The organism is Spirosoma arcticum (genome assembly GCF_054779955.1).
In genome coordinates this window covers 1-16,411 of record NZ_BAAGXG010000034.1, presented here as the reverse complement: position 1 = coordinate 16,411, position 16,411 = coordinate 1, and the positions used below count along the sequence as shown (strand labels likewise).

The following is a 16,411-nucleotide window of genomic DNA, read 5'->3' as shown; positions in this document are numbered from 1 at the left end:
AAACAGCATCCGCGCACAGGTGAGCAGTGCCAGGTGCTCTATTACTTCTGGGTAAAGGTTGTTGCATTACCCAACGGCACAGAGGTTCCGCTTTTTTCCAACTACGTTTTCAGCAAAAACGCATACCCGAAGAAGAAGCCACAAGCGCAAATTATTTGCCCCCATTGCTGGGGCGTTATTCAGGATCGGTACGACTTGGAGCACCTTTCTTGCCCATCATGTAAAAACGAGTTTAACCCGCAGCGCGGCCCCGTGAAAAGCCAGCAAGTCACCGATCCGGCGACGGGTATAACTCACAAAATCTCTGAGTTGATAAAAGCCTCAGGGAAGCCGCCACAGCATAAGTTATATGCATCAATGGTTCTCAACCGCGACGGAAAGAAAGAATACATCCGAGCTGATGAGGAAGATACACGACTATATAACGAGGCCCACGAAGAACTGAAAAACTACAATTTTCCATTCCCAGCAGGGAAAATATCGCCCGGCCATAATGCAAATCAGGTTTTGAATTATGGCTATAAATATTGGGCTGACTTCTTCAACGATAGACAATTGCTTTGCTTAGGAATGCTATTAGATGCAATTCTTGATATTGAGAATGAGGATGTTAGAGACGCATTTGTTTGCCTATTCTCCGGTGTGTTGGAGTTCAATAATACGTTTTGTTCATTTAAGGGCGAAGGGACTGGCGCAGTAAGGCACTTATTCTTCAATCACATTCTTAAACCAGAGCGCACCCCGCTTGAAAACTGTGTTTGGGGCAATGAAAAAAGCTCAGGAACATTCTTTTCTCTTTTTAAAAGCCGCTTGCTGAAAGCGCAAGAATACAGAGATAAGCCGTTTGAGATTCGAGTAGAGGGTTCAAACGAAGCGTCGGAAAAAGTGTTTTGCTCAGACTCGATTAAAGCAAATTATGTAACCAATTTTGAAGAGCTGCTTCGCACTGATAAATCGTGTCTGGTGCTTAATGGTGATAGTGCAAAACTTCCTATACCAGATGCATCTATTGATGCTGTTGTTACAGATCCGCCTTATTTCGATTTCGTCCACTACAGCGAATTGTCGGACTTTTATTTTGCTTGGTTGAAACCCGCCTTGGGCGGTCGATTCGCCTATTTCGACTCCGATAATTCGCGCCGAGCCGGAGAAGTCCAACACAAGAAGAGCAAAGATTTTTCAAATGCTCTTTGTAATGTTTTTAGTGAGTGCAGACGGGTATTAAAAGACCAAGGCCTTTTAGTGTTCTCGTTTCACCACTCACGCTTTGAAGGTTGGCTATCTATCTACGAAGCAATTACAAACGCAGGGCTTCATATCCAAGCTGTTTATCCCGTAAAGGCCGAAATGTCAGGTGGAACACCAAAGACGGCAACAAAGAATCCTATTAACCTTGACGCAATATTTGTTTGTAAAAAAATAGAGCGATGGGAAGAAACACCGCTTTCGATAGATGCGATTGTTACCCGTGCAACGGAAGAGCTTTGCGACTTTGAAAGGCGGTTTGAGGTAGTAGGCCGTGATTTGTCGAACGGAGATAGAAAAGTTATCCTTTCCTCTCTTCTGTTGAAATATTGTTCACTTGCTGGCCACGATCCAAAAAGCGTAAGCAAAGAAATTGACGATAAGCGGTTGGCCGATCTGTTGACCCTGGAAAGCGTTTGACAGAACACGCCCAATGCTCGCCGACATAAAGCACATAGAAGATTCTGACGCTTCCATTCAATAGCAATGTTATCTTTGTTTATATGGCACAATGCACAGCACCACGAAATGGCCATCGTACTGCAAGCGGGCGAGAGGCATGCCCAGCATGCAGGGGCGGCAACAGACGCTACAGTAGCTACAATGACTATGGGTCGAGATCGTACTCGTATCCGTCTTACTCCTCGTCAGGGAGCAGCCGGAGCAGCGGTGGCGGGTCCGGCAGCAGCGCAAAGCCGCGCTGGTCCCGAGCCAGTTCGCCCGTGGTGTACACGCCTGCCGAGGTCCGGACGCTCACGCCGGTTCGCGAAAACTTCGAGAAGCGAGCGTCCCTGCCTGAACTTAGGGACATCTTTCTCTGCCACGCGTGGGACGACCGCAAAGAGGCCGCTAAGGAACTGCACGACCTGCTTGAGTCAAAGGGTGTTTCGGTCTGGTTCAGTGAGAAGGACGTTCTACTTGGATCACCATTGCTCCGCGAAATCGACAAGGGGTTAGCGAAATCAAGAGTCGGTATCGTGCTGGTGACTCCTGCGCTGCTGCGTCGCATCCAAAATCAAGGTATTGCCGACAAAGAGCTTTCAGCGCTCTTGGCGCGTGAACTACTTGTTCCTGTTGTACATAACACGACGCATGAAGCTCTCCGTGAAATTAGTCCCTTGCTCGCATCCCGGAGCGGCTTAAGCACTGCTGAAGATACGATGGAAAAAATCGCTGCCAAGCTCGCCGAGCTGGTCACCCCCGAAGACGAATCAGTGTGCGTCTGATAAATGAACGCCTGAAAGGGCGCTTCTTTTAATCGGCCTTGTTCACATATAAACGTCCGTTTACATGTGAACAAAGTAGTAATATATTGCGGTCAATATAAGCCGAAAGCCCCCACACCAATCGTTTCACGGATTCGTGCGGGGGCTTCTGGTAATTGAGGCGAGAGAGGGATTCGAACCCCCGATGAACCTTTCGGTTTACGCCTTGCAGGGGCGTCGCCTTCGACCACTCGACCATCTCCGATAGGATCATAGTCCAATCGGAAATGGGTACACAAAGTTACATTTTTTCTCGAAGATGAAAACCGCCATCGCATATTATCGGGTCTCGACCGACCAGCAGGGCAAAAGCGGCTTAGGCTTGGAAGCTCAGCAAGAGGCCGTGCGTCTGTTCGCGGAGCGAGAAGGTTACCAGGTGGCGACCCATTACACCGAGATCGAGAGCGGGAAGAAAAACAAACGCCCGGAGCTACTGGCCGCACTCGACCAATGCCGTAAAAAGAAAGCTACGCTGATAATTGCAAAGCTCGACCGATTGGGCCGCAACGTCGCGTTCATCGCAAATCTGATGGAAAGCCGGGTGCAATTCAAAGCCGTGGACAACCCCCACGCCGACGAGCTGATGATTCATCTATTGGCCGCATTCGCGCAGCATGAGCGGAAGCAGATCAGCACCCGCACCAAAGACGCATTGCAAGCCGCCATCCGACGCGGGAAGCAATTAGGCAAGCACGGCAAGGAAGTATTGAGTCAACAGAACAGCGAAGCCGCAGACGAATTTGCAGAGCGGATGCGGCCCATTATTGACACGATTCAGCAACAGGGAATGACCACGATCCGGGCCATATGTGAAGAACTGAACCGTGCGAAAATACCTACCTATCGGAATGACTCCCAAGGCTGGCATCTTCGCACGGTTCACGCACTTCTAAAACGCATTGAGGCCGTTGTTACTTAGGCGATTGCGACAAAATAGAAGCGGCGAGTGTCTGTGTTAGATCGCTGTATTTGTCGCTCTCTAACACCTTTCCGGCTTTTTCCTGCATAGCAGACCCTGTTTGGTTGCCCTTTTGGATTTGGGACAATGCAGAGCCAGCTAATTCCTTCTGAATTTTAGAGGCGTTCGGGTCTTGCAGCAGCTTTGCTGCAATAGAGCCTATGTTTTTGGAAGTTGTTTTGTTATTTGGCATAGCTACGGTTTGTTTAGTACGTTGGAAAAATAATAAGATTAATCTACAAATCAAAGCTAATTTCAAGATTTATAACAGTCTGATATAATACAAGTAAAATATATTTATCTGGATTTGGTTGCTATTCTGGAAATTTCTTACAGACTTTGCGCATAGATGTTTCTTTTTTCATCGGCAACCTATGCGAAACCTTTGCTCTGCGACGCCAGAAATTACCCTGTACGATATTGCCGACTTTAAGCCGGTTTTGTTGCCCAAATTCGCCCTTAACGTCGAATGCGGCAACAGCACAACCGGGTTTGCCAGCCCCGCCGACGATTATATCGAGACCTCGCTCGACCTCAACGAGTTTCACAATATCCGAAAGCACCGCACCTTCTTGGTGGCAGCGGTGGGCGATTCGATGATCGACGCGGGGATCACTGAAAACGACCTGTTGATCGTGGATACCAGCCTCGAATACCGGGAAGGCGATATTGTCATCTGCTGTTTGAACGGCAGCTACAAGGCGAAAATGTTAAAACGCGTGAAGGGCCAACTATACCTTAAATCACGCAATCTGCTGTTTGCCCCTATCGAAATTCAAGAGCATGACGACCTGCGTATTTTCGGGGTTGTAAAGGGCTTGAGCCGCAATTTTCGGCGCGATTGATGGCGTGGTTCGGGTTGTGCGACTGCAACAATTTTTATTGCTCGTGTGAGCGAATCTTTGCCCCTGCCCTGTCCACGGCCCCGGTTGTTGTCCTGAGCAATAACGATGGTTGCATTATTTCACGCAGCCAGGAGGTAAAGGATTTGGGCGTCAAAATGGGAACGCCCGCCCACCTTATCAAAGACCTGATTAAGCAACATGCGATCCAGGTCTATTCATCGAATTACACGCTGTACGGCGACATGTCGGCGCGGGTGATGAACACGCTCAACGAGCTGTGCCCGGTGGTGGAAGTGTATTCGATAGACGAGGCATTTTTAGACCTGTCGATTTTTCCGGCGCAGGAGTTAGAGCCATTCGCCCGTCAGGTGCGGAAAACGGTCAGGCAATGGACGAAGATACCCACCTGTATAGGCATCGGCCCCACGAAAACACTGGCTAAGGTTGCCAACAAAATTGCTAAGAAGAACCCCGATCATGACGGGGTTTTTGTCATTACCGACGACGCAGCGCGGCTTGCTGCATTGCAGCAATTTGATATTGGTGATGTGTGGGGCATTGGCCGACAATACGCCGAAATGCTACGCGCCAAGGGCATCGAGACCGCCCAGCAGTTTACGGAACTGTCGGACGATTGGGTAAAGCAGCACATGACCGTCACCGGGTCGCGGCTCTTGCTAGAATTGCGCGGCCAGTCTTGTTTGCCGATGCTGGAACCCCGCACCATCTCAAAAAATATCTGTAGTTCCCGCTCATTCGGCACCCAGCAAACCAGCTGGGAGGCTATCAGCGAAGCGGTCAGCACATTCGCCAACAAGTGCGGGGAAAAGCTGCGCGAGCAAAGAGCCTGTGCGGGTGTGCTGTCTGTTTTTGTGCAGACGAACCAGTTTAGGCCCGACCAAGCGCAATACAGCAAAAGCCAGACGCTGAGCATAGCCACCGCCACCAGCAGCAGTGCGGAGCTTATCAAATATGCCCTTCATGGCCTGAAACAGATCTACTGCTCAGGCTTTGAATACAAGAAAGCCGGGGTGATCGTGACGGGCATCGTTCCAGCGGAGCAAGTTCAGGTTGATATGTTCGACACGACCGACCATGAGAAACAAGGCCAGGTGGCCAGCGTGATGGATCATCTAAACCGACGCTATGGCCGGAACACCATCAGTTTCGCCGTGCAGGGAGCCAACGAAAAGCGACCGTGGCAGACCCGCGCTGATCGACGCAGCCCGGCTTACACAACGCGGTGGGATGAATTACCAAAAATAGAATTAGACGGGTGAGTAAAACAGGGACTAATCAGTATTTGCTACAGTATATGGAATAATACTTTACTTTGTATAAAGTTCAGTATTGAAATAACGACTGAATCATCATCATAGTAATAGGATAACCAATGATTTACACCGTTGGAGGAGTAAAAGGCGGTTGCGGTAAAAGTACCGTCGCGACAAACCTTGCAATTTACCTTGCCCAGCAGGGCCGCGACGTTTTACTGATTGACGCCGACGACCAGGAAACCGCTTATGACTTCACGACCTTACGGGAGGAACGCGAGGGGACGCAAGCAACCTATGCAGTGATGAAACAAACCGGCTCATCCATTCGGCGCGAGGTGCCCAAGTTTAAAGAGAAATTTCAGGACATTGTGATTGATACGGGCGGACGGGACACGGATAGCCAAAGGGCCGCGCTCACTATATCGAATGTTTACCTGGTGCCATTCGTCCCGCGCTCTTTTGATATTTGGACATTGGAGCGCGTTGATAAGCTGATTGACGAAGCGAGATCGGTAAACGAAAGCCTGAAAGCGTTTGTGTTTCTCAACCGGGCCGACGCACGAGGAGACGAAAACAGCGATGCCGCAGAGATGCTTTCGGAAAGCAAACAGGTCGTTTTCATAGATGCCCCATTGGGCTACCGAAAAGCATTTTCGACAGCCGCAGCCAGCGGCTTAGGAGTGATCGAATTGAAAGTTGCTGATGACAAAGCAGCAGTCGAGTTTCGGCACTTGATGGTGAAAATCTCTGATGAACTGAAAAAGAAGTAACGATATGGCAAAGCTCACACGCAGACCCAAAGCGGATGATTCAAGCACGGCGGCAGTCACAGAAAGGCCCGATAAGCACGTTGACCGCCTGGCAGACGCTTTTATCAACAAGGGCGGAAAATCCCTTGTCAGCAGCGCAACCACGCCAGCCACAAGAGGGCGTGTATCGGAACAGTCCGACCCCGAAGCCAAAATAGGAATTACGGTGAAACTCTTGGTGAAAGAGCGCGACGAGATCAACCAGCTACGCAAGGTAAGACCCACCCGCTCCCATGTTTCGTTGCATGACTGGATCATAGAAGCCGTGCAGGAGAAGCTAAAGAAGGAAGGCGCGAAGTATAGCACTCAATACTGAAAATAGTATTGAAGCCAGTATAGAGATAAGTATAAAAACAGGTACAAGTTCTATGAGCGACGCCGAGCATAAAAAGCCATCTCGATACGTTCAAAGCCGCATGCGGCTTGTGATGGAGAGCTTTGAGACACCACGGGAAGAGCGGCAGCATTTGTATATGCCTGTTGCTCTGGCGCATGTATATTTCCCCCGGCGCGACGCGAAACTAACGGCAACCGAAAGTTGGAAGCATACAAGCGGAGATTTCTCGCTTCGGATAAAGCAAATGTCCGTCGAGAATCCGCGCACTGGAGAGGATCAATTTTTGGGCGTTCCTTTCGGCCCCAAAGCCCGTTTGCTGTTAGGTGTTATTAATGCTTTGGCTTTGCAGCAGGGCAGCAACAAAATTGATATTGAGGCCGACACGCTTCCCAAGTTCCTGCAAAAAATGGGACTGACGGACGGAGGGAACCAGATCAACCAAGCCCGTAATCAAATCGCCCGGTTGGCGTCATCTATCATCAGTGTCAGCTACCGCCAGCCTGACGGGAGCAGCTTACAGGCGAATCTGCCCATTGTGAAAGGGTTCGATTTATTTCCGCAATCGCAACCCGGCCAGCTCCTGCTTTGGAAGCGTCATATTCACCTGAGTTTGGACTATTGGGAGGAGCTGCAAAAGCACCCATTGCCCCTTGCGCTCGAGCATCTCCGTATCCTGTCGGGAAACGCCCGCGCCATCGACTTTTACAGCTTTTTGGCGTACCGTTTACACAGCCTGAAAAAGCCACTGTTTTTAACATGGCCGATCATGAAAGAAATTTTTGGTGGCGATATTGACCGGATGGACAATTTCAAAGCGAAGATGCGCCGTACTGCCGAACTCGTCCATATTGCCTACACTGATGCCAAATTCAGCTGCGACGGGCAGGGGTGGACGTTCGAGAAAAGCCCCGCGCCGATCCAAAGGAAACAGCAATTTATCATACCGTAACTTGGTAGGAGGCATGTTGATAAGTGCTGTATAACAGCTACTTGTGAATACTTATCCACCGTAACTTGGTAGGAGCAAGCGGTATTTATCCACCGTAACTTGGTAGGGAAAGCACCGTAACTTGGTAGGACAACCTATTATAGTAACTATTAAATAAAAAAACTTACTATTAATGGTGGCTGGCTTTCGGTGGAAAACTCTAATAACCCGCAAAAATTTTTCTTCTGTGCTAGTGAAAAGAAAAAGGGTGCAGGGTAGGGGGCGGCAAACAAATGAACATATCTCAATGAATACCGAACAGGCCAAACAGCTTTCCTTACCCGATCTACTTTCTAAACTGGGGCACTCTCCCGTGAAGGAACGGAAAGGCGGCTACGAGCTTTGGTATTGCTCCCCGTTTCGGGAGGAAAAAGACCCCTCGTTTCATACCTCGTACATCGGCGGAAAATGGATATGGAAAGACTTTGGTGACATAGGCGGCACGGTGATAGATTTCGCCATGCGCTACCAGCAGCAGACCGGCGGACCAGCCACCATCAAAGACGCGCTGGCGTTTCTAAGCGACCTGTTCCAGCCTGGATTATTCAGCACCCCAACTCCCAGGCCACAGCTCCCGACGAAGCCCACACCCGACCTTTTTTCTTTTCAACAGCAACCCCACCGCGAAGCGGTCGAAAATTTTTCCGAAGATCGTCAGCTCGAATTGATCGACGCGCAGCCGTTGCGCCATTTCGTGATTCTCAAATACCTGACCGAAGAACGCCACATTCCGGCAGAGTTGGCGCAACGGTACTTGCGCCTGGTGCGCTACCGGAACAACGGCAGGGAGTATTTCGCCTTTGGCATGGAGAACCAAGCCGGAGGGTACGAGATTCGGGCGGCATCGAGTAAGCACAATTTCAAATCGGCCCTGGTCGCCCGCGACATCACTGTCATTCCTGGCACCGCAGCCGGGCGCAGCACGGCGCACGTTTTCGAGGGCATGACCGATTTTCTCTCCTTCCTGATCCTGAACGGGGTGCAGGAATCCCCCGACGATTGCATCATCATGCACTCGCTTTCTTCGTTTCACCGAGCCGTGGCCCACATCCGTAGCCAGGATTACCAGATTGTAAAAACGTATTTGGACAACAACACAGCGGGTCAGAAATGCACGGAGAGGTATCAAGCCGAGCTGCCTGGTAGGGTAGTACACCAGAGTGCGACCTTTGCGCCCTACACTGATCTAAATGATGCCCTACGGGCTTATTCGACCCAAAGAAAGAGATAAGGTCTGATGCCTGGCCAAATAAATTGCTTACTTGAACTGTAAATCGCTCAATATCTCCATCATTCCTTCCGACTGGTTAGGTCCATTCTCTTGCAGGGCGAAGCCGACGAGCAGGCTACAATATCCGTATATGGTTTCGATAAAATCTTCTTGGTATTTTACGTTTGTCCCACGGACAAGTTCCCCATCGAGGAACGCTTCGATATTCACCCATTCCACCGCTGAGGGTATGCCGAACAGATGATCTGTCGCTTTAGGGTTGTTCGAATCATTATAGCCGTTGGCTGTCACAACAACGCAGCACTCGTGCCCTTCTATTTGAAACCGTCGTTCCATAAACTTGCGGAAGAATGTCGAAGATACATCAATCTTAGTGAAACGTCTTTGCTGTAACCAATAAAACCGTCATCAAACTTTCGCATGTAAGGCAGCAGCTTCATGGTATAATCGAAGCATGACAAACCAGGCCGAAACCGCACAGATCGTTTCGTTCCCCTTTCAGGTGCGCGACGACGACACGCCCATCAGCGAATTGAGCGAAGCCGAGGCCGTATGGGTGGCCAGGAAAGAGGCCGCGTGGCTGCTTAACCAGGTTGCCACGGGCCAGGTGGCTGAAATACCGGACTCATCTCGCCAAAGCATCCGTTTAATAAATTCGTTCTGCGCAAAGTACGGATACCCGCTGATTGACTGTGATTTGTAGGGATTAGTAACCAATTTTAGGCAGGCAAACGCTTTCCTGAAATGGCATCCAAACGAATCGAAGAGCTGATGCAAAATGCGTCGGCCAAAGAGCAAGCCGCATTCAAAGAATCAGTGCAGACGTTGAAAGATAACAACGTGCAATTGAAGGCCGACAGCTACGGCCCCCAGACCCCACCCCGACAAGCCGAGCAGGCCCGCACGAGCGAACCCAAGCTAAACGAGACTGTGTTTCCCGACCAGCAGAAGCCGGAGCAGCCGCAGCGGGGAGCGCAGAAGATCGACCAGGCCAAAAGCGAGACACGAGACAAAACCGCAGAGCCGAGCCAGGCGCAGGAGAAAACCGGACCCGCCAAAGAGCCGGAAAGATAAAACCAAATTCGCCACACCCTTTTCACTATGAACAATCTTCGACAAATCGCTTGCCTGCTGGCTTGCGTGGCCTGGGCCTGTGCCTGCCAATCCACCGATAAAGCCGCATCCGATGCTGCGGAAGTCGCAAAAGGGGGCATGGACACAACGCTGTTTCTTTCTCAACTAAGAGAAATTCACGCTATAGCCAACGCCCCCACAAAGGACACCATAGCCAGAAGTGAGCGTGCTCTGGCAAAAATCCGGGAGTTCAACAAAACTTATCCCGCCTGGGAGCCGATCTCTCGTGATTCGATGGAAAAAACCATACTAAAATCGCCCCCGAAGGGTGCAGGAATAGCCGAGCGCGCAGGCTACCTTGGGCAACAAGTATACACCCGTCCGGCTGTCAATAAATACAAAGTTCCCTTTGAGTATCACACGGGGTTTGAAGAACTCATACCGCATGTTTATTTTCCGGTGGACAAGAAAGCACTCATTCATGCCGCCTATTACCGTGATACTTTTGGCGACCCTGTAGCCGTGATGGTGATTGATCGGGGCTATTTAGGTGGTTTTGCAGCGCGTGCGCATTGGTTTTATCTTCAGAATGGCTTCATTGGCGCCGACAAAAGCATGTTTTATTTTGGAGAAGAAGGGAACCCCATCGCGGCATTCGACGGCATGTATTACTGGGCGGGTTGGCACTACGACATGAATAAAAGCTATCGAAGTAAGGCAAAGGGCATTTGGGTTGGTGATAATCGGCTCACCTTACAGACCTATTGGAAAGGCCGTTGGCAAATCGTGCTCGAGCGATCTGATAATTTGGGAGACCTAAGAATTGTAGATACCACATGGGCTAAAACAGTCCGTTGATACAGGCCATCAAGGCGACGCATCAATCTTGATCTAATTTGTCAAACGGGCTGGAAATCGCCAGGCCGGAAATGATGGGTTGCCCCGCATCCGGTTCCACATCGTGGCCAGGGTGAAATTCTCGCAGCTCCTTGACCTTTTCCCGCAGCAAGGATTGCTCGATCTTGTCCAGCCCTTTGCCCGTCAGGGTGAAAACGTGCGTCGTGGTTTGAATAGAGAGCGTTTCAGGGGGCGTGTAGAACCATCCGAGTAGGTAGGCATAGCCGCACCCGTAGATATGCCCTCTCCGGTCGATTATGCGAAACCTGGGGGCACTCCCCCGCTTCTCCCTATACTGCACCAGAGCGCGGTATCGCCCATCCTCGTTTTCGTCGGTCTCGTCGGGTTCAGCATTTGGAGCTGGTTTCACCAAGGCCGGGTAAGGCTGTTTGGTGTATTTTTTTAGGATCTCGTCTTTAGCGGTCGATGCCGCCCCGGTCTCGTTCGTCATTGCCGTACCAATCTTTGTGGTTATTTTCTCCATATGCGGCCTCGTAATATTTGTACGCGACATCATCGCGCACCGCGTCCACGGCGCGGCTCGTATGGTAGCTGATTTGATGCGTCAGGCTGTGGCCAGCATAGGACGCTTGCGCGTTGTTCTGGTGGGCGACCTGGCGCACCTCTTTTCCCCATTCGGTCTCGTAACCGCGTTTTTCCAGATTGGTGACTTTCGGCCCGATCTTAGGTTGCGGCTGCCGCTCGATGCCTTTGTCTCTCAGGCTTCGTAGATCAAAATGAACCTTGGATTCGGCTTTCTCGGAAGCGTCGTTTAGAATGCTTTCGTAGGAATGCCGCATCTCCTGAAGGCAGCGTTTGCTATCAAGCAAACCATCTCTATAGCCGTTCAGCTTTTTGCCGAATTTGCCATCTTCAACGGGTCGCATGGTGTACATGATATGGGCGTGCGGGTTGCGGTCACCGTCGGAGGCTTCGGGGCTGTGAATGGCAAAATCAGCCACCAGCCCTTTGCTCGTCAGGTTCTCTTTTACAAATTCCCGCACCACTTCTTTGTGTTGCTCCAGGTCCAAATTCCGGGGCAGCGTCAGGATGATTTCTTTGGCTAATTGGGCATCTTTTCTCTTCTCACCCGCTTCTACCCCATTCCATAATTGTTGCCGGTCCTTCATCCATTCGGGCGCACTGTCGGGCGTGAGGATCTCCGAATGCAGGACGTTTTCTTTTCGGGTGAAGTCATGCGTTTTTTCATATCGGTCGTCTTTTAATATTTCCCCGGACCGATACGAAGCACAGGCCACCACCGAGCGAGCAGTAACAACGGACCCGGAGCGGTAGGCCGAAGCCCCGACCGACGAGCGGCCCCCTGATCGGCTGATGGTGCTTATGTGCAAATTGGCGTGCATGCGTAGGGCAGTTTGTAAGTGCGCGTATAAGTGTTGCTTCGCAACACTGCGAAAGGGAAGCCCGAAACCAAGTTAAGGGGTCTGATGACCAAGCCCAAAACTTTAATCAGAAATATATTATTCGGTAAACGACTTTTAAGAATAGCCTGGTAATTTTCCTAAAATATCGTTCACGCATATTAGCGTTTGAACCTTCCACACCTTGAATTTTACCAATCTCGATGAAGTGATCTATCGCTTCACCAACGGCGACGGTTCGGGTCGAACTGACGCTTTCACGATCCGCCAGGCGTGCGAAGGCGTGCAGATTTTTGGCGGCATCGGATCGGGCAAAACCAGCGGCAGCGGGGCCGCACTTGCCAAGGCTTACTTGCGGGCCAATTTCGGTGGCCTGGTGCTGTGCGCCAAGAAAGACGAGCTGGCCACCTGGCAGCGATACGCCGAGGAGACCGGGCGCAGCGATAGCGTTCTGATATTCGACGCCAGCGGAGATTACCGCTTTCCCTTTCTCCAATACGAGGTCAACCGCGAGGGCGAGGGGGCCGGATATACCGAAAACCTGGTCCGGCTTTTCATGACGGTATACGAGGCCGTAAGCCGCAGCAGCGGCAGCGGGGCCGATCCGTATTGGTCGGGGGCCATGCAGCAGCTCATGCGGAACGCCATCGACCTTTGCTTGATTGCCCGCGGCACCGTGTCCGTACCGCTCATGCACGAGATCGTCAGATCCGCCCCGCAGAGTGCCGAAGAACGCAACAGCCCCGAATGGTGGGAAAAGAGCTTGTGCGCTCAATTACTGGCCGAATGCCAGACCAAAACGCTCGACAAGTGGACTGATTACGATTTGGAAACCACCGCCGGATATTGGCTCGATGAATACCCCAGCATCAGCAGCCGCACTCGGTCGGGCATCGTCTCGATGTTCACCACGACGACCGATAATTTTTTGCGCCGACCGTTCCGCATGTTGTTTTCGGAGCCACCCGACGACCCCAACAAAATAGCTTACCCAGAGCTAACCCATGACGGCGTGGTGATCGTGATGAATCTCCCCGTGAAAGAGTTCGGTCAGGCCGGCAGAGCCGCCCAGGTGGTATATAAATACATCTGGCAGCAAGCCGCCGAACGGCGCGATGTGAAGGAGAGCCCCAGGCCGGTTTTTCTATGGGTCGATGAAGCGCAGAATTTCGCCACCGAATACGACATGCAGTTTCAGGCGACCGCTCGCAGCTCGCGGGCCTGCACGGTGTATTTGACGCAGAACTTACCCAACTACTTTGCCGAGATGGGCGGGGAGGGGAGCCGCCACCGGGTCAATTCCTTAGTGGGCAACCTTCAAACGAAAATCTGGCACGCCAACAGCGATCCGGAGACGAACAACCATGCCGCCGACGTGATCGGCAAGAGCTGGCATATCCGGCAAGGGCAATCGCAATCAGTCGGCGGGCAATCGCTCAACATTGGCGAGTCTCAGCAGGAAAGTTTTGATTACGACGTAGCCCCGCAGGTTTTTACCCGGCTCTTGAAAGGCGGGCCGGAAAACGGGCATACCGTAATGAGCGTGATTTTTCAAAATGGCCGCACTTGGTCGAACAAGCGAACATACCTGATATCCACTTTTAACCAGTTAAAACCATGAGAAACCAGCCGCGAGACGTAACCGGAGGGGAACAAGCATGGGGCGGGATGATACCCGGCCTCGGATTGATGAACTATGTTTTGGGGCTGCTGACCGTGCCGGTCGAAGTGTTTTTGCGTCGTGATTTCGGGGAGCGGTATTTTTCTCGGATGAATTTCATCGGTGGGCTGATTATCCTAATCCTGTGGTCGCTGGTATCGAAAATATTCGGGCTGATAAATATGTTCAACCCGCTTGCCTGGCTGCTCAACCGGGGCGGCTCGTCCGACACTGCCAGCGGCATGAGTGGCGTCATCAAATGGTACATCATTTTTAGCATCGGCCATTTTGTGTTCATGTGGTGGAAAGACACGATGGGAAACCCTGTGCATTCCTATTCGTCGGGCCGCTCCTGGTTGCTGCCCATCGGCAGGGGATTGATGTTTGTCTTGAACCTGGTGCTGGATATGATCGTGAAAGTGATTTTTGAGATCACACCCGGCGCCGACAAAGAGCGATTGCCGAGCATTCTGCCCGTGCTGCGCGACCCGGACACGTTCACGGAACGATTCGTTGAGCCGTTCGCGGTGTTCATTTGGGCATTTTTATGCTTTTCGTTTGGGCAATATACAATGGCCTGGTGGTTGATATTTTCGGTCATGGCCCTGAATCTCTATACCGGGATGCGCCATCAAGCCGAGCGGGGCGTTTTCCTCGATTACCGCGATCAGATGATCGACGCGCGGTTTTACCGCATGTTTCTTTCGGGCGAGTCCAAAAAAGGGTCGAGTTCAGGCGCGAAAGAAAAGATGGTGCAGGAGACGGCGCGGGAGGTGGAGAAGAACCCCGATGTGCTGCCGATCATCGAGGCCCAGAACCCCAGCTTAGCCCGCGCCATCGAGCGCATTAGCCCGAAGCTGAAAGCGATAGCAAAACAGGATACGGGAGAAGGAGACGCACAAATGGCTGTATAAGGCCAGCCCCGCTTTGCACGACTATTTCAATGGGGGTGCTATCGAGTACAGGGCGTTATCTGGCGAAGAGACATTACATACGTGTCAGTTTTGCCGGATAACGCTATCTTGCAGTAATCAAAACGAGCACCCCACATTGAAAGTCTGAACTTTCAGAGGACAGCATGGAAGAAAAAAACTCAATCATACTGGCCATCTATGGTCACTTAGTTAATCAAATAGAGAACCGTAGGATTCCATTTACGACTCGCCCTAAAGGCTCGACTCAAGATGACCCCTTCGACGAATGGGTTCGGGAACAGATCGGAGAAGTTTTTCCTCAGTATAACATTGTGCCCACTGGCCCCTTAATGACCCCTGATATTATCATTCATGATCCTAAGACAAATTTGTTTTTGAGTATTGAAGTTAAAAAGCTCATGCAGAAGGCAAGTGGCGCTGATTCTCGTGGTCTGACGCTTGATTACAATAGCTGTTTGCCTTGCGGTTCAGCGCTTATAAAAGTCGATAAAGAAACGGTCGTTATACCCTGCTTCTATTTTTTCGCTCTCTTGAGTCCAGACAGTGACGAAATTGTTGGATCGGTGTTCATGGATGGCGATTTCTTAAATTATGATTTCAATCTTCATAAAGAAGCGAAATATGCCAATGTGAGTGAGTACCGTCACGGGCCATATGGAGAAGGATCAGTACGAAACCGAAAGATGTACACTTATCCCAATCCCCTTAATTCAAAGATCAAATTCTTAAGCCAGAGGCATACATTAGTTGTGAAAAAACCTGATTTTGAGACTTTTCCAATCGCCGGACAAGCAACAGATGTGGTTATCCGAGATGATATTTACGGAAATTCGTTTCATTACTTAGTCGTTGATGGCTTGGCCGAGTCAGACGCTGTTCCCCAGCTCGCAAACCTACCCCACCACACAGATATTTTTAAGGCTTGTAAGGATCGAGTTCAAAAAGATCGAGTCGCTTCAATTCCTCACTTGTTGAGCAAAAAAAAGTGATGAGAGCATTAGAGAGAAACTTTCCTTTCGAGGAGCTCGATCCGGTAGCTGAAAAAGAAAGCTATCGAAAGGAAGTGAACCGCCCGATTTACCACACGCACAAATGGTGGGCGCAGCGGTTAGGCTCTGTTTTTAGAGCTTTGACATTGGGAACGGTCTTGGACGAGACCAACGAGATCTGGGGTGAGTTTTACAATAAGCATAATTTGCATGACGCCATCATTTTAGACCCCTTCATGGGCAGCGGCACCACGATTGGTGAAGCTATCAAATTGGGGTGCAAAGCTGTCGGATGCGACATTAATCCAGTTAGTAGCTTCATTGTTGGCCAAGCTTTTAGACACATCCCTGCTGTCAAACTTTTGGAAGCGTTCAACGAAATTGAACGCAAAGTAAAACGCAAAATAAATTTCTATTATACAAAACAGCATCCGCGCACAGGTGAGCAGTGCCAGGTGCTCTATTACTTCTGGGTAAAGGTTGTTGCATTACCCAACGGCACAGAGGTTCCGCTTTTTT

At 50.7% G+C, this 16,411-nt stretch carries 21 protein-coding genes; 16 read left to right on the top strand and 5 right to left on the bottom strand.

The window, feature by feature from the left end:
- Positions 1–1,665, top strand: a 1,665-nt coding sequence (locus ACYVHB_RS32080; protein WP_461056132.1) for a DNA methyltransferase, incomplete at its 5' end; no start/stop codon positions are given.
- Positions 1,666–1,882: 217 nt separating this feature from the next.
- Here the strand turns inward: ACYVHB_RS32080 and ACYVHB_RS32075 are convergent.
- Complete coding sequence (locus ACYVHB_RS32075) at positions 1,883–2,056, bottom strand: hypothetical protein (RefSeq protein ID WP_461056134.1); 174 nt, start codon at positions 2,054–2,056, stop codon at positions 1,883–1,885.
- On the opposite strand from ACYVHB_RS32075, the gene ACYVHB_RS32070 reads away from it, so the two are divergent.
- Together ACYVHB_RS32070 and ACYVHB_RS32065 are read left to right on the top strand one after the other, a co-directional pair.
- Complete coding sequence (locus tag ACYVHB_RS32070; protein WP_461056133.1) at positions 2,037–2,471, top strand: toll/interleukin-1 receptor domain-containing protein; 435 nt, start codon at positions 2,037–2,039, stop codon at positions 2,469–2,471. The genes ACYVHB_RS32075 and ACYVHB_RS32070 overlap by 20 nt on opposite strands.
- Before the next feature lie 298 nt (positions 2,472–2,769).
- Positions 2,770–3,429, top strand: coding sequence for a recombinase family protein (locus tag ACYVHB_RS32065; protein WP_461056131.1), 660 nt, complete (start codon positions 2,770–2,772; stop codon positions 3,427–3,429).
- Here ACYVHB_RS32065 and ACYVHB_RS32060 read toward each other — a convergent pair.
- Positions 3,422–3,661, bottom strand: a complete 240-nt coding sequence (locus ACYVHB_RS32060) for a hypothetical protein (RefSeq protein ID WP_461056130.1) — start codon at positions 3,659–3,661, stop codon at positions 3,422–3,424. The two genes, ACYVHB_RS32065 and ACYVHB_RS32060, sit on opposite strands and share 8 nt — an antisense overlap.
- A gap of 181 nt (positions 3,662–3,842) precedes the next feature.
- On the opposite strand from ACYVHB_RS32060, the gene ACYVHB_RS32055 reads away from it, so the two are divergent.
- The 6 genes from ACYVHB_RS32055 to ACYVHB_RS32030 all read left to right on the top strand — a co-directional run bounded on the left by ACYVHB_RS32055 (position 3,843) and on the right by ACYVHB_RS32030 (position 8,955).
- Positions 3,843–4,313 (top strand): LexA family protein, encoded by a 471-nt coding sequence (locus ACYVHB_RS32055; protein ID WP_461056129.1) that lies wholly within the window; start codon positions 3,843–3,845, stop codon positions 4,311–4,313.
- Positions 4,313–5,593, top strand: a complete 1,281-nt coding sequence (locus tag ACYVHB_RS32050) for a Y-family DNA polymerase (protein WP_461056128.1) — start codon at positions 4,313–4,315, stop codon at positions 5,591–5,593. Before ACYVHB_RS32055 ends, ACYVHB_RS32050 begins: the two co-directional genes overlap by 1 nt.
- A 113-nt stretch (positions 5,594–5,706) precedes the next feature.
- Positions 5,707–6,360, top strand: coding sequence for a nucleotide-binding protein (locus ACYVHB_RS32045; protein ID WP_461056127.1), 654 nt, complete (start codon positions 5,707–5,709; stop codon positions 6,358–6,360).
- A 4-nt stretch (positions 6,361–6,364) separates the two neighbouring features.
- Positions 6,365–6,715 (top strand): hypothetical protein, encoded by a 351-nt coding sequence (locus ACYVHB_RS32040; protein ID WP_461056126.1) that lies wholly within the window; start codon positions 6,365–6,367, stop codon positions 6,713–6,715.
- Between the two features lie 52 nt (positions 6,716–6,767).
- Entirely contained in the window at positions 6,768–7,685 is a 918-nt protein-coding gene (locus ACYVHB_RS32035; RefSeq protein ID WP_461056125.1) for a replication protein RepA, read from the top strand.
- A 286-nt stretch (positions 7,686–7,971) separates the two neighbouring features.
- Positions 7,972–8,955 carry a toprim domain-containing protein gene (locus ACYVHB_RS32030; protein ID WP_461056124.1) on the top strand — a complete coding sequence of 328 codons (984 nt, stop codon included), beginning with the start codon at positions 7,972–7,974 and terminating at the stop codon, positions 8,953–8,955.
- Between the two features lie 27 nt (positions 8,956–8,982).
- Here ACYVHB_RS32030 and ACYVHB_RS32025 read toward each other — a convergent pair whose 3' ends face one another.
- Positions 8,983–9,291 carry a hypothetical protein gene (locus ACYVHB_RS32025; RefSeq protein WP_461056123.1) on the bottom strand — a complete coding sequence of 103 codons (309 nt, stop codon included), beginning with the start codon at positions 9,289–9,291 and terminating at the stop codon, positions 8,983–8,985.
- 118 nt (positions 9,292–9,409) lie between these two features.
- Between ACYVHB_RS32025 and ACYVHB_RS32020 the strand changes: the two genes are divergently transcribed.
- The 3 genes from ACYVHB_RS32020 to ACYVHB_RS32010 are packed head-to-tail and all read left to right on the top strand — an operon-like array spanning position 9,410 to position 10,887.
- A complete protein-coding gene (locus ACYVHB_RS32020) occupies positions 9,410–9,658 on the top strand; it encodes a hypothetical protein (RefSeq protein ID WP_461056122.1) in 249 nt (82 codons plus the stop codon).
- Between the two features lie 41 nt (positions 9,659–9,699).
- On the top strand, positions 9,700–10,029 hold the full coding sequence (locus tag ACYVHB_RS32015; protein ID WP_461056121.1) for a hypothetical protein: 330 nt from the start codon (positions 9,700–9,702) through the stop codon (positions 10,027–10,029).
- 27 nt (positions 10,030–10,056) lie between these two features.
- On the top strand, positions 10,057–10,887 hold the full coding sequence (locus tag ACYVHB_RS32010) for a hypothetical protein (protein WP_461056120.1): 831 nt from the start codon (positions 10,057–10,059) through the stop codon (positions 10,885–10,887).
- Between the two features lie 22 nt (positions 10,888–10,909).
- Here ACYVHB_RS32010 and ACYVHB_RS32005 read toward each other — a convergent pair whose 3' ends face one another.
- The gene (locus tag ACYVHB_RS32005) at positions 10,910–11,377 is read right to left on the bottom strand and encodes a hypothetical protein (protein WP_461056119.1); all 468 of its coding nucleotides are present in this window, start codon (positions 11,375–11,377) and stop codon (positions 10,910–10,912) included.
- Positions 11,343–12,290 carry a MobQ family relaxase gene (mobQ, locus tag ACYVHB_RS32000; protein WP_461056118.1) on the bottom strand — a complete coding sequence of 316 codons (948 nt, stop codon included), beginning with the start codon at positions 12,288–12,290 and terminating at the stop codon, positions 11,343–11,345. The genes ACYVHB_RS32005 and mobQ overlap by 35 nt, the downstream gene beginning before the upstream one ends.
- 202 nt (positions 12,291–12,492) lie before the next feature.
- Here mobQ and ACYVHB_RS31995 point away from each other — a divergent pair, with 202 nt between their 5' ends.
- From ACYVHB_RS31995 to ACYVHB_RS31980, 4 genes are all read left to right on the top strand, one after another.
- Positions 12,493–13,929 carry a type IV secretory system conjugative DNA transfer family protein gene (locus ACYVHB_RS31995; RefSeq protein ID WP_461056117.1) on the top strand — a complete coding sequence of 479 codons (1,437 nt, stop codon included), beginning with the start codon at positions 12,493–12,495 and terminating at the stop codon, positions 13,927–13,929.
- The gene (locus ACYVHB_RS31990) at positions 13,926–14,882 is read left to right on the top strand and encodes a hypothetical protein (protein ID WP_461056116.1); all 957 of its coding nucleotides are present in this window, start codon (positions 13,926–13,928) and stop codon (positions 14,880–14,882) included. Before ACYVHB_RS31995 ends, ACYVHB_RS31990 begins: the two co-directional genes overlap by 4 nt.
- Before the next feature lie 164 nt (positions 14,883–15,046).
- Positions 15,047–15,892, top strand: coding sequence for a hypothetical protein (locus ACYVHB_RS31985; protein WP_461056115.1), 846 nt, complete (start codon positions 15,047–15,049; stop codon positions 15,890–15,892).
- Positions 15,892–16,411: DNA methyltransferase (locus tag ACYVHB_RS31980; RefSeq protein WP_461056114.1), on the top strand; the 520-nt coding region annotated here is incomplete at its 3' end. The genes ACYVHB_RS31985 and ACYVHB_RS31980, both read left to right, overlap by 1 nt.